The 13,842-nt window shown below is 40.5% G+C and carries 9 protein-coding genes; all 9 read left to right on the top strand.

Annotated features, from left to right (window positions below; genetic code table 11):
* Window positions 1-107: 107 nt before the first annotated feature.
* A complete protein-coding gene (locus B4G81_RS13875) occupies window positions 108-3,224 on the top strand; it encodes a SusC/RagA family TonB-linked outer membrane protein (RefSeq protein WP_294083514.1) in 3,117 nt (1,038 codons plus the stop codon).
* 20 nt (window positions 3,225-3,244) lie between these two features.
* Window positions 3,245-4,909: a RagB/SusD family nutrient uptake outer membrane protein gene (locus tag B4G81_RS13870; RefSeq protein ID WP_294083512.1), complete on the top strand. Its 1,665-nt coding sequence runs from the start codon at window positions 3,245-3,247 to the stop codon at window positions 4,907-4,909.
* Between the two features lie 76 nt (window positions 4,910-4,985).
* Window positions 4,986-6,353: a glycosyl hydrolase family 28 protein gene (locus B4G81_RS13865; RefSeq protein WP_294083508.1), complete on the top strand. Its 1,368-nt coding sequence runs from the start codon at window positions 4,986-4,988 to the stop codon at window positions 6,351-6,353.
* Window positions 6,354-6,432: 79 nt separating this feature from the next.
* Window positions 6,433-7,089: a hypothetical protein gene (locus B4G81_RS13860; RefSeq protein WP_294083506.1), complete on the top strand. Its 657-nt coding sequence runs from the start codon at window positions 6,433-6,435 to the stop codon at window positions 7,087-7,089.
* A gap of 27 nt (window positions 7,090-7,116) precedes the next feature.
* Window positions 7,117-8,637 carry a fibrobacter succinogenes major paralogous domain-containing protein gene (locus B4G81_RS13855; RefSeq protein ID WP_294083504.1) on the top strand — a complete coding sequence of 507 codons (1,521 nt, stop codon included), beginning with the start codon at window positions 7,117-7,119 and terminating at the stop codon, window positions 8,635-8,637.
* A 62-nt stretch (window positions 8,638-8,699) separates the two neighbouring features.
* Window positions 8,700-10,142 carry a sulfatase family protein gene (locus tag B4G81_RS13850; protein WP_294083502.1) on the top strand — a complete coding sequence of 481 codons (1,443 nt, stop codon included), beginning with the start codon at window positions 8,700-8,702 and terminating at the stop codon, window positions 10,140-10,142.
* Window positions 10,143-10,193: 51 nt separating this feature from the next.
* Window positions 10,194-12,854: a glycerophosphoryl diester phosphodiesterase gene (locus tag B4G81_RS13845; protein ID WP_294083500.1), complete on the top strand. Its 2,661-nt coding sequence runs from the start codon at window positions 10,194-10,196 to the stop codon at window positions 12,852-12,854.
* A gap of 97 nt (window positions 12,855-12,951) precedes the next feature.
* Entirely contained in the window at window positions 12,952-13,092 is a 141-nt protein-coding gene (locus B4G81_RS13840; protein ID WP_294083498.1) for a hypothetical protein, read from the top strand.
* A gap of 52 nt (window positions 13,093-13,144) precedes the next feature.
* On the top strand, window positions 13,145-13,842 hold a 698-nt coding region (locus B4G81_RS13835), incomplete at its 3' end, for a hypothetical protein (protein ID WP_294083494.1).

The following is a 13,842-nucleotide window of genomic DNA, read 5'->3' as shown; positions in this document are numbered from 1 at the left end:
AAAATTTCCATCTTCAGGATATTGTATTAATTATTATAATTAAAAGATGCATGAAAAAGCGAGTGAATTTTAATTTAAATCTTAGGCCTGTTATAAACAAAACGGTTTTGATTTTATTGTTAAACCTATTTTTAGGAAACACGATTTACGCACAGGATCAATTAAAAGTAACGGGGACAGTAACAGATACTGATAATGTTCCGATTATTGGGGCTACTGTGGTTCTCAGAGATTCTCCCTCTGTGGGAACTATTACTGATGAGGATGGCAAGTTTTCGTTGCAGTTACCTGCTGATGCTGTACTTACTGTTTCTTTTGTAGGATATCAGACACAATTGGTTGCAGTGGGAGGAAGAACTGATTTGCGTATAACCCTTCAGGAAGATGAAAAACTACTGGATGAGGTGGTAGTTGTGGGGTATGGAACAATGAGGAGGAGTGATTTAACCGGCGCAATTGCAAGTATACGGTCGGAAGAATTGACAAAGACCAATCCTTCCACTCTTGCCGAGGCTTTGCAAGGAAAAGTTGCAGGTGTTAGGGTAAATTCCCAGTCTGGTGAACCGGGATCAGGAGTAAATATAGAGATACGTGGAGCTAATTCTATCAATGCCGGGAGTCAGCCTCTTTACGTGATTGATGGTATACCTATGGATGTTAATGAAAATGAGGTTGCTACTTCAGATGTGGGTAATTCAACCAGCGCAAACCCTCTGGCTTTTCTTAATCCTGCCGATATTCAGTCTGTAGATATCTTGAAGGATGCTTCTGCCGCAGCCATTTATGGGGCAAGGGGGGCTAATGGGGTTATCCTTATCACCACAAAATCAGGTAGGGCAGGTAAAACCAATATTACTGCAAATTTATCGTATGGCGTAACAGAGGTTACAAAACGTATTGATATGATCAATGGTCAGGAATATGCCAATTATCGTTATGAAAGATATCCAAATAGCCAGGCATGGGCTGTAGATACCGACGGAGATGGTATCCGGGATTCTCCCAGAGATGTCTCTCATTTGCCGAGTCATAACTGGCAGGATGAACTTTTCCGACAGGGAGCACTCTCACAGGTGAACCTTTCCATGCAGGGGGGGCGAGATAATACGACTTATACTGCTTCATTGGGTTATGAGAAAATTGATGCGTTGGTAAAGAATAACGATTTCACTTCCTACTCGGGTCGAATAAGGTTAGATCATCAGGCATCCAGTAAGTTAAAGATCGGAGCTAATGTGTATTGGGGGAAAACTGTAAATGAAGGGGTTGCTTCCAGTGGTGGTGGTGGTGGTCAATGGTCTGGACTAATACAAGAGATTTATACCTATCGTCCGGTATTGATTTACGATCCATCATCAGAAGAAGAGCCAGTTAGCCTGATATCGAATGTGCTGGAAGCATATAGAAAGACCGATTTTAACCGTATTGTCGGAAATGCTTTTTTTGAGTATAATATTAAGAAAGGATTGAGATTGAGGGTGCAGGGAGGTGGGACAACCACTGCATCCAAGTTAACTGAGTTTTTTGGGAATAATACCATATGGGGACGTGTTCCCAATGGCCGTGCTGCATTAAGGCATACTCAGACCAATGCTTTCTCTCAAACGAGCACGTTGACTTTTAATAAAACAGTGACCAAGGGGCATGTTCTATCAGGGGTAGCAGGGTTTGAAGTGAATACCTACAAATTGGAGACCCTTTTTACGAGGGCAGAGAACTTCGAAGACCAGTCGACAGGAGCTTTTGATATGACAAAAGCCCTTATTACCCAACCTACTGTTACGAATATAACTGAGACGAATCGTATGTCTTTCTTCGGTCGGTTGAACTATGCTATCAGGAACAGGTATATATTTACTAGCACCTTGCGTGCTGATGGGTCTTCTAATCTGGGGAGAGGAAACCGTTTCGGATATTTCCCGTCATTAGCTTTTGCCTGGAGAGCATTCGATGAGCCATTTATGAGGAAACAAGATATTTTCTCGGATCTCCGTTTAAGGTTGAGTTATGGTATGACGGGTAACGATCGTATTATCCCCTACCAGAGCTTGGCACAACTTTCTCCTGCCTATTATGCAAGCAATGGGAGTCTTGTGTATGGCATAGCTCCTCTTACATCTGAAAACCCTTTTTTGAAATGGGAAACCACGGAACAGTATAATTTGGGGATAGATGCAGCCGTATTAAATGGGAGAATAGCCCTTACCGCAGAAGCCTATTATAAAATAACAAATGATATGTTGCTGAATTCCGAAATTGCGGGGCAGACTGGTTTTGTAAGGCAATGGCAGAATATTGGAGATATGGAAAACAAAGGGCTTGAGTTCACCCTGAATACTTTGAATGTGGATACCCGTGATTTTAAATGGAATTCAACCTTCAATATCTACTTTAATCGGAACAAGGTGGTCAGTCTTGGTGGTACGGCAGATATTCCTGTAATATTTGGTAATGGTTATTTGACCGATGTCGGTATCGTAAGGGAGGGACAACCGTTGGGAACCGCCTTTGGTTATGTCTGGGATGGAATTTATCAGATCGATGACTTTACTTGGCAGAATGACAGTGATCCCCGTATTCCTCATGGTGACCGTGACTATGTGTTGAAAGAAGGAATCCCGACTTTAACAGGAGCGGCCGTGATACCGGGTGTATTCAGATACAAGGATCTGGATGGGAATAACGAGATTAATGCGGATGACCGCAAGATTATCAGTAACAGCAACCCGAAATTTGCCGGAGGTCTTGCCAATGAATTCAGTTACCGAAATTTTACGCTCCACATGTTTTTTGAAGGTGTATATGGTAACGACATATTTAATGCATTTCCCACAAGAGTCGAGGCGGGACAGGGCGCAGATGCTTATAATCTGACGAGAGTCTACTGGGAAAACCGCTGGACACCGGAAAATCCCTCAAACCGATATGCGTCTATTTCTTCAAATAACACTGACCAATATGTTTCAACCTACTATGTGGAGGATGGTTCCTACCTGCGCTTCCGAACCCTATCACTTTCGTACAACTTTTATCCGAAGATTTTGAAAATACTGGGTGCGACTAATTTAAGAGTCTATGCTTCCGTGGATAATCTACATGTGTGGACGAATTACAGTGGGTTAGATCCTGATGTGAGATCTAACAATAACTTGCTGCCTGGATATGATCGACTGGCTTACCCGAGGGCACGTACTTATTTGTTCGGTGTTGATATGACTTTCTAATTTTAAGATGATAAAAGACAATGAAAACGATAAAAAACTATTTATATAGCGGTGTGTTGCTGGTTCTGGGGCTTTTTGTGTCCTGTGAAGATATTGGCTTTCTGGATAAAACACCTTACTCAACTTCGTCACCGGAGAATCACTACAGGACGATAGCGGAATTTGAAACGGCTTTGATGGGCTGTTACGATGCCATTAATATGCAGGATATTCCCGGCAGGAATGTACAAATGGGAACATATATGTGGGGATTGCAGTATATGTTGAGTGCAGGAACCGATGAATTGGTGTTAAATTCAACCGCTCCTGCATTTGATCGAAATGCATTTGGAATAGCGTCTTACGGAATATCCACTGAACCTGTTAGTGATTTTTGGTTGGCTTATTATGCAGGTATCATGCGATGCAATGTTTTGTTAGATAAAGCTGCGTTATTCGAGACGACCAATGAACAGGAACAGGCAAGTATGATCCAGATGGTAGCAGAAGCCCGTTTCTTGCGTGCATTTTTTTATTATCATCTTGCGTCATTATTTGGAGGGGTACCAATGAATACTTCCTCTTCACCTGATCCTCTCGCACCCCGTGAAAGCCTGGAAGTTATTTACACGGAAATGATTATTCCTGATTTGTTGTTTGCCGAAGAAAACCTTTCTCCAACCCCTCCACTTGCCGGTAGAGCCGATATGTGGACAGCCAAGGGCTATTTAGGTGTAATTTACAATTACCTGGCTGCTTGTAAACGTTATCAAGCCGGGGAAGAGTTTAATTTCCCGTTGAATAGTTTCCAGTGGGTGGATGCCGACCAGATGAGTGAAGATGCCAAGGAAATGTTAGAAGAGGTGGTAGAGGATAGTCCCTATAGATTGATTGAGCGTTATGATTACCTGTTCAGAGAAACAACGAAATCCTATCAGCAGGAAGAATGCTTATTTACAGCAGAGTATGCGCTGGTGATTGGAGGGGATTCTTACGCCAATATTGTCTATCAATTTAGTCCTGGAGGAGATGTGACTAGATTTGGTGGCTCTTGGGCTGCTCACCGACCTACAGTAGAATTTGCTTATTCCTATAACCGGGAGTTGGATACTCGCTATGCGCATAACATTACCGGACCTTATAATAATAATTCTGTATTAGAGAACATAGAAGGTGTGGACTATTATGTACCCACGGTAAGTACCGGTCCCACTTTTTGGAATAACAGCACAGGTAAATATCGGCATATGGCTCCCTCCGAAAAAAAGATCCGGGTTAATGCCTCTGCCATTTCCATTCCGCTCCTTCGCTATGCCGATGTGCTGTTACAGTATGCCGAAGCACTTTATTTTACAGGTGATGAGACATCTGCAAGAGGTTATCTTACACAGGTAAGGGAACGTATCGTAGCTGATGGACACACTGCAGACGAATTGGATGCAGTCTATAGAGATAATTTCATTGATGAATTGCTCGACGAGCGTAGTCGGGAATTATGTTATGAAAGCAAAAGAAGATTAGATCTGTTCCGTTTCAATAGATTGAATGATGCCATTATGTCATTAGACCCGAATGCCGGTGCTCCCAATGAAAGAGTTGGAGATTTACATTTGAACTGGAAACCCTATAAGATATGGATCCCGATCCCATTAAGGGAGATAGGGCTTAATCCCAATTTGAGCAAGCAACAAAATCCGGGTTACTGATTGTGGTTAATTGATTGATTGTTAAATTATTAAAAAGAGGATGAGAAGGACAGGGCGAAAACATAGAATTGTAGACTTGGCTTTTTTGTGGGGAATGGTGGTTATTTCGATATCCTGCAAGGGAAGTGTTTGGAGTACAGATTTGAGGGAAGTAGGTTTGTATGATAGTTATGCGCCTATAGAGAAAAGCTCCCAATATCAGGTGTTTATAAATGAGAAACCCGTACAGGTCTGGCGAGAAACGTGTCATGATATGGAAGCACCCAATGAAGAGACGCATATCCATACGGCTCTGTTTGATTATTCTGTTGGAGCACAAATTAAAATCGTTTCTTCTACGGCATTTACTGATTTTGTTTTATCACCCAAGCGGTTCAATATTGCAACAGTAAAAAAGGGAAATGAACTGACTTTTGTTATCCCTGAGTATTATAATTATACATTGGTAATCCCCGGACAAGAACCCCTGATGCTGTTTGGAGCCCCTGATCTAAGTAGTTATAAGACGGAAAATGCTGTAGTTTTTGAGAAAGGAGTCCATACTGCACCCGATGGTCTTTTTAAATTGGAGTCCAATACTACTTATTATTTGGAAGAGGGAGCTATTTTAAATGGAAAGGTGCTGATACAAAATGCCCAAAATGTTAAAATAATAGGAAGAGGATATATAGACGATAGAACCAAGCCTTCCAGAGGCAATTTTCTTCGGGTATATAATAGTGAAAATATTGAACTAAAAGGTTTTGGAATACGGCATGCCACGCAAGGGTGGCAAGTAGATATGGTTAATTCCAAAGAGATACAGGTTTCATATCTTAATCTGCTCAGTTTTGGATTGAATAACGATGGATTGGACTTAGGTACAGGCTGTAGCCAGGTACACTTTGAGCATTGTTTTATCGGTGCAGGTGATGATGGCTTTGGTTGGCATGCGACAAATGCGGCGGAAGATGGTGAAGAACCATTGACCGATTGTACTGCCAGGGATTGCATTATCTGGAAAGGCAAGGTGGGACATGGCATACGCATTGGATCCTCTTTGGAAACCAGTGCTGTTAAAAATTTGCATTTCAAGGATATTGATATTGTCAGAATTGCAGATGGGCGTGCGATTGTTATTCCTCATTCCGACTGGGCGGAAGTGAAAGATATTGTATTTGAAGGAGTACGGGACGAGAAACCGGATCAAGGTGGTTTTGTTGCTGCATATATTGGACAAACACAGTTTTCTAATCCGGCTGGATATAGACCTGGAAGTATTTCGGATATCCAATTTATTAATTGTGTCAGTAATGGGACCAATATTCGCCTTGAAGGCTATGATGAAAAACATAAGATTAAGAATATTATTTTTAAAAATGTCAAACTAGCTGGCAGGCCAATGCAACAGTCTGATATAAAAATGAATGAGTATGTGGAAAATGTTGTAGTTTTAAATGATTAGATATAAATTTTTTAAATGATTTTTTCTTGGAAAAGAAAGCCATCAAAATAATAATGTAAATAATAAAATAGAGAATATTATGAGAACAATTAAATTAATAAAGAGAAATTTAGTAATGGTGATTATGTTTTTGTCTACCTTTTGTTTTATGGTACAAGCACAACAAAAAGGGACAGAGGAGTCTTGGGCTCAAAAACATGCTCAGAACTACCAGGAGGAATTGGAACTCACGCAAGGGCAGACAGATAAATTTTATGAGATACTTTTAGAATTCGCTAAAGAAAGAAATAAAATTTTGGAGAAAAATATGGGCGCTGATGAACAGAAGAAAGCCATTTGGAGACGCAACAAAGAACAGAAAGATAAGATGTTGGCTATTCTTGCATCAGAACAAAAAGAAAGAATCGAAGCTTTTTGGCGAGGTGATTCAAAAAGAGATGCTGTAAGCCAAAAGGTTGTCTCTGCTCCTGAGGTTACGAATAATTGGGCAAAAAACCATGCAAATCGTTTGAAGGATCAATTGAACCTTTCGGATGAACAAACCGACCAAATGTATGAGGTGCTTGCTTCTGGAGCTCAAAAAAAGGAGATGATTACAGAAACCAAACGAGGAGATGAACAGAAAGAAGCGTTTAAACAATTAACGAAAGAACAAAATAACAAGATAGCTTCTATTCTTACCGCTGAGCAGAATGAAAAATTAAAAGAATCACGGAAGCAACGGAATAATAAATAGGGTATTCTATATATAAAAAAGAGAACGATGAAAAAATATAACATATTCTTAGGTTTCTTTATGGGGATTATTCTCCTTATAAGTGCCTGCAGGGAAGATTTGAGAGATATCGACCGGCCAATAGATAATTCTCAGGGTCTGGACCTTAATTTTAGTTTTGTCAATAAGCCGGAACCCGGAACAGAACTTATTGTCCATCTGTATTATGCGGAAGAAGAAAATGAGCCTTTTTATGAAAAAGAACCGGCAAAGGTTCTTAGGCATAAGCTTACTGCACAAGAGATAGAGCAGGGCGTGACTTTAAATTTTGAGGAGTCTATACCTACACCTTTTGCTTATGTTATCGCTTTTGCTGATGTAGACGGGAATGGGGAGATAAGTGACGGTGATATTGCTATTTGTTACTTGGCCCAATCTGTTCGGGAAGTGATGAGTGGTGTCGCAACAGCGGAGGATGTTAGTTTTCGTAAGTTTCTGACCATGAAAATGGATCAGGTATATTCGTCAAAACGTCCGCCATTGGATATCAATTTGACCTTCCCTTCACCTCCACTCCCGGGCGCAGTACTCGAACTGGCATTATATTATGCCGAAACGGGAGATGTGTCGTTAGATGGTCGTGAGCCGGATGTCATTGAACAGCACACCCTTACTCAAGCAGACATAACCAGCGGATTGACATTGACATTTGAAGAGTTAGAAGATGAGCCTTACCTCTTTGCACGGATTTATGTGGATATTAATGGTGATGGCGAATTAAGTTATGGTGATATTGCGATGTTTTATGGTGAAAAGACCATAAATGACGTATTGCAGGGTAAAGTATCACCTGAAAACATCGGTCCCCGTAGTAATATTGACATAAGTATGTCGCTTTGGCATGCTGATGAGAACGGTCCTCTTATTGATATTGATGGCAACGAGTATGCTACGGTCATAATAGGTAATCTTGAATGGATGACGGAAAATCTCAAAGTTACCCGCTATCGTAATGGAGCGCCTATAACTACAGATCTGTCCGGTGCGAATTGGGCAGCTTCCATGTCCGGAGCGTATGCGATTTATCCTTATGAGTTGACTACTGATACCCCTTTCCCCATTAGTTCGGAAGAAGAGATGGTTTCCCGGTTCGGTTTTTTGTATAATGGGTACGCCGTAATGGATCCGCAGGGATTGGCTCCGATAGGATGGCGAGTGGCTACTGATGAAGATTATAAAGCCTTGGAACGCATAGCAGGAATGTCAGAAGAAGATATTGAAAAGACGGGAGCAAGAGGTACTATTGCCGCTAAGTTGCGCAGTATAAGTTGGAATTCAGGCACAGACGATTTTGGGTTTGCTGCCCTTCCGGGAGGATTTAGACGAGGAAGCGGCATTTCAGAATACGTTGGATTCGGAGTAGCGTCAAACAGTTGCCATTTTTGGACTGCTACCCCAAGCGGTTCGGGCAATACCATATTCAGAAGAAATATCCAGGCTGCGTCTATGAACAGGAATCCAATTGCAATTGCAACAGGTTTTAGCGTACGCTGTGTTCGGGATAAATAAGTGAATTTAATTTGTCAGAGAATTTATATGAATCTATTATAAACTGAATAAAAGCAATAATTATGAATTTGCTAGCTACTCTTTTTAGCAGAAAAGTATTTATATTTTTTACTTTACTAATCTCATCTATAATTAATAGGGGAACTGTAATTGCCCAAGTCAATAAGCCTAATATACTGTTATTTATCACGGATGATGAGAGTTGGTTTGAGAGAAGTGTTTACGGAGAGTCCAAGCTGCCTACTCCTAATCTTGACAGGGTGGCCCAGAATGGCGTTTTATTCACAAATGCCTACTCGTCTGCACCTTCAAGTGCTCCGGCACGGGCAGCTTTACTTACAGGAAGAAATTTTTGGGAATTAGAACAGGGTGCATTTATCCAAGCATGGTTACCCCGGGAGTTCCCTATTCTGACAGAACTGTTAAAAGATGCAGGTTATAATGTAGGTCTAACAGGAAAAGGTTGGGGACCAGGGATCCATCCGGAAGAGGGACATCCTGCAGATTTAGGTGGGAAAATTTATAATCAGGAAAGATTGGATGTCTCTGAAAGAATTCCACAGATATCTGCTCTTAATTATAGGGCTAATTTTGAAAATTTCCTCAAGATGGTTGAACCGGAAGAACCTTTCTTTTTTTGGTTTGGATCAACCGAACCTCATGCTCCATTTGACCCTGATAACTGGAAAAGATTGGAATCCGAATTCGGTGTTGCTCTGTCTGATGTGTTGATGCCTTCTTTTATGAATGATACGCAGGCACAAAGGAAACAGCGGGCAAATATGGGCTATGAGGTTTGTTATGCGGATCAACGGTTAGGAGAGGCCTTGGCCTTATTGGAGAGAGAAGGAAAACTTGAAAATACGATTGTTATTGTAACCGCTGATAATGGTACAACTATTGGTAACAAAGGAAAAATAACTCCTTACGATGCCGGATCACATGTTCCACTAGCTATTATGTGGCCTACTCAAATACCTAAAGGTCGTACAGTGACTGATTTCGTGAATTTTGCAGATTTTACTCCAACAATTCTTGAGGCTTGTCAGTTGCCTATACCTTCAACGATGAGTGGAAATAGTCTTTTGAGAATTTTAAAATCATCTTCTTCTGGTAGAGTTGATAAGAAACGCGATTTTACAGTTACAGGTTTGGAATGGCATGGTGAAACTGATCCTGCGAGCAAATCATTCAGAGCGATTACTACTGATGGCTATGCTTATATTATCCGTTATTCGAATCACCGTCCTGTGGAACCCTATACTGATCCGGAGATAGAAATTACCTCTGAAGAATTATATGCTTTGGCTAACGATAGATGGCAAGAAAATAATCTTATTGATGATAAGGAATATGTCAAAGAGGTGAAACGTCTGAGAAGTAAGCTGGCTGAATATGCAATGAAAACAAGGGATCCAAGATTTACCGGTGATATGTCTACCTTTCGTGAGACCCGAGAGTATGTACAGGAAAGAAGGCGGAATGGATATAAGGATGCCAGATAGTATTCTTAATAAGATGATCCTAAAAGCAGGTGACAAAATGAGTCAATTCAAATGTATAGTATGAATAGCATAAGATGGATGTTAATGGGATTGTTGTTTCTTAGTGGAACAACAATCCTTGCATCACAGGTAAATGATCGTAAACAGTCACGAGGTAAACCAGTATCGCCCGTCGTGTTAGATAATCAAGTCTTGAAACTAATGTGGGAAATGGATGATAATGGTGAGTGTCGCCTGCAGTCTATTGGTTTGAAACATGATAATGGCGAGGAATTTATTACAGCTGTGGATGGTTCCCATAGTGTATTGTTCTCGGATATAAAACCACCTGACTCATTATCTTTATCTCTATTTCCAACGAGATTGAGAAAAAAGTTAGATGGAGCTTTCGGAGAGCATTACAGCCAGATTATTTCACCTTGGAAGAATAACATAAGTTCGGTTAATTTAAACATTCTAGGACAAGAACTTTATTACACCCCTTTACTGGTGCAATGTGATACAAATAACTCGTTGAGTATGCGTCTGGATTCAGATTTTTTTTCGATTTCTGAACAATGGAGCCTAGATTCGATTTTCTTAAATGACATTAAGGTTCGTATAACTCTTTCGGCTAAACAAGCTGGTTTTTATTCCATTGCATCTCCATCCTTGTTTTCCATAGAGAAGGAAGACGTTCAATGGGGGATTATCCCAGGGGTGCTTCAGGGGAATTTTATCAATGACGATTTTGTCAGGGCTTATGCTTATGGACATGGTATCCCGAATGAACCTGTCGTCGTCAGAGAACGTACGGCGACAACTTTATCCTCTTTGGTGACGACTAAAAATGGAATTACAATAGCGGCGACAGCTGAACCCGGTGTTGCACGTGATCCATGGGAAAAGGACACAAAAACACATACTGATTGGGAATTGGGATTGTCACTGATGAACAGGAAAGGAGGAGTTATGCCAGTACTGTATCACCCTGTTTTAGGAGAAAAAAAATCTTATCTAGATGAAGGTGATAGTGTGACTTTTTCATTTCGTTACACTATTTCATACTCAAATTGGTATCCGGTTTTTAAGCACGTCGTGAATGATGTATATCGGCTACCTGAATTTCTCGAACTGAAAGAAACAAGATATTCTTTGACAGATCGGTTATACGATATGTATTCCTATCTCTTAGACGAGCGTTTTTCCCAATGGCATACAGATACATTAGAAGGAACGGTTATCGGCGCACAGAGATATTTGGCCGTTGTGTACGGATCTGATAAAGACGCGATCAAGAATGCTGATTACGGTGCGATGTGGATGCTTGCAAAACTTACAGGTGATACTAAACTGGCAAACGATATCCTACCGTTTGCTCTAAATTTTAAGATTAAGCAGCAAAATGACAATGAAGGTTTCTTTTCCGGAGCAGCTGCAGGGCAGTATTATCTTTACAAAAGTAAAAAATTCACGGAAGAATGGGGACCATATACTGAACCTATCGGAACAACCTATTATTCGTTGATGGATATGGGTAATATTTTATTGTTTGAGCCAAATAATGAAATTCTTCTGGAAAAGCTGCGAAATGCTGCCGATAGGTTGCTTGCATGGATGAAGCCTGATGGACAATGGGAGGTTGCATATGACAATGCCAGTCAGATGCCCTTGTTTTTAGACCTGGAGGATTTTCGTCCTACCTTTTATGGGCTTCTGGTTGCCTATAAGATACTTAAAGATGAAAAATACCTGATTGCTGCTCGCAAAGGAGCGGATTGGTTTATTCAGAATGCTGTTTCAACAGGGCGTTTTATAGGTGTTTGCGGTGATACCCGGTTTGCACCTGACTTCGCTACAGCACAGAGTATAGAGGCATTATTGAGTCTATATGAAGAGACCAAAGAGAAACAGTATAGAGAAGCTGCCTTACGTGTTGCTGAAATATTCACAACCTATATCTATACTCATCCCATACCGTCGCAAAGGGAGAAGATGGTTCGTGGACAGATAAAGAAAGATTGGGAAATCAGCCAAGTGGGGTTAAATGTTGAACATGGAGGTATTATCGGTTCTGCCAATCACAGAGGACCAATACTTTTGACAAGTCACGCGGGATTATTCATTCGTCTTTATGAAATGACCAATGATTCACTCTATTTGACACTTGCCAGAGCAGCAGCGTGGGGACGAGATGCTTTTGTAGATAAAACCTCAGGAGTAGCTTCTTATTACTGGGACACTATGGATAGAGGCCCCGGACCATATCCCCATCATGCCTGGTGGCAGGTTGGGTGGATCATGGATTATCTATTGTCCGAAATATCCTTGAGAAGTAATGGCAATATAAGTTTCCCGTCCGGATTTATAACTCCTAAAGTAGGACCACATAAAAGCTATGGTTTTGAAAAAGGTATATTATTTGGTAGACCTGTAGAGTTATTGATGAGAAAAGATATGTTAAAATTGAATAATCCCCATGTCGATTATGTTATGGCACATGATAAGGACCGACGGGTACTGTATGTTATACTTCTTAATAATAGTATTGCTACACAACAGGTGCAACTGTATGTTAATCCGGAGATTATAGGTCAAAATAGGCACTTACAAACAGAGTGCCTAAGTTTAATTAATGGAGAAGGGATAACAGAAAGGCATATGATCATGAGTGATATATCTGAAATTATATTAAAAGATACTGAACTTAAGGTTTTAAAAATGAAATATTAATGAGTGCTTCCAGTGTAATTGAAATAGTGATATTACCAATCTGAAATACAGATTTTGTATGAAAGAAAAAATCTTAATTAATTAAAACAGAACAGACATGAAGGAAAAAACAGGACAAAAACGGATTGAGCTTTATAAAGCTCCCATGATTGAAGTGACCGAGCTTGTAATTGAACAGAACATATTACAAGCTGCAAGTAATAATTCTCCTGATGATATGCCAGGGGAATATTGGTGAAGTTGATAGATCTTATATTGTTTGATAATAGAAACTTTAAAAAACAAAGGACATGAAAAAACTTTTTTTGAATATGCTTTATGCAATCCTGTTCATTGTGGTTGGTTGCTCTCCCGAGTCTATAGTGGATGAAAAGGAAACAGATAATAAATTTACGGTTGTCTCCTTTACCACGAGAATGCCTGACGAAGGGCCTCAAACAAGAATGAGTCTGGAGCGGGAGAATTTGGATATAAAGCTTATATGGGAGGAAGGAGATGGACTTGAGGTCTGTTTGGTTTATGACGGAGAAGTTGAAAAACAAGATGTAGTTGTTACTAATATTTCACCAGATGGAAAGACGGCAGATTTTTCAGTGGAGGTGCCGGAAGGTGTTGAAACCTTTAATCTGTACGGGGTATATGGGGGTAGCCTTAATCCTGCTAACCTGAATGAGGCGTTTTTACCGTCTTCTGCCAGCTCGGGAAGTTTGGACGGTCTGAAAACAAATAAAACCGTAATGCTTACATTTGCCAAGACTGGTATTGAAACAACAGCTCCAGATCTATCGGTAGACTTGAAGCACGTGGGTTCTCTTTTTTGTATTCAACTCCGAAATGCAGGTACTACTCCTTGGAACAATATAAAGAAGGTGCAACTTTCGGCAGCAACTCCTATAGGGGTTTATGACAATGCCGCGGTGCTCGACCTCGCTACGGGTACTGTTTCAGGCAATATCTCGGGAAGTGAATTGACATTTGAATTGTCGGA

Origin of the sequence: Proteiniphilum sp. UBA5384, assembly GCF_002410825.1 — a bacterium.
Taxonomy (GTDB): domain Bacteria; phylum Bacteroidota; class Bacteroidia; order Bacteroidales; family Dysgonomonadaceae; genus Proteiniphilum.
The sequence above is the reverse complement of the archived record's forward strand: the minus strand, read 5'-3'. Positions and strand labels throughout refer to the sequence as shown.

Excerpts from the sequence above, each read along its gene's own strand:
- B4G81_RS13840 (WP_294083498.1), top strand. The coding sequence starts at position 12,952 with ATGAAGGAAAAAACAGGACAAAAACGGATTGAGCTTTATAAAGCTCCC.
- B4G81_RS13855 (WP_294083504.1), top strand. The coding sequence starts at position 7,117 with ATGAAAAAATATAACATATTCTTAGGTTTCTTTATGGGGATTATTCTC.
- B4G81_RS13860 (WP_294083506.1), top strand. The coding sequence starts at position 6,433 with ATGAGAACAATTAAATTAATAAAGAGAAATTTAGTAATGGTGATTATG.
- B4G81_RS13850 (WP_294083502.1), top strand. The coding sequence starts at position 8,700 with ATGAATTTGCTAGCTACTCTTTTTAGCAGAAAAGTATTTATATTTTTT.
- B4G81_RS13845 (WP_294083500.1), top strand. The coding sequence starts at position 10,194 with ATGTATAGTATGAATAGCATAAGATGGATGTTAATGGGATTGTTGTTT.
- B4G81_RS13870 (WP_294083512.1), top strand. The coding sequence starts at position 3,245 with ATGAAAACGATAAAAAACTATTTATATAGCGGTGTGTTGCTGGTTCTG.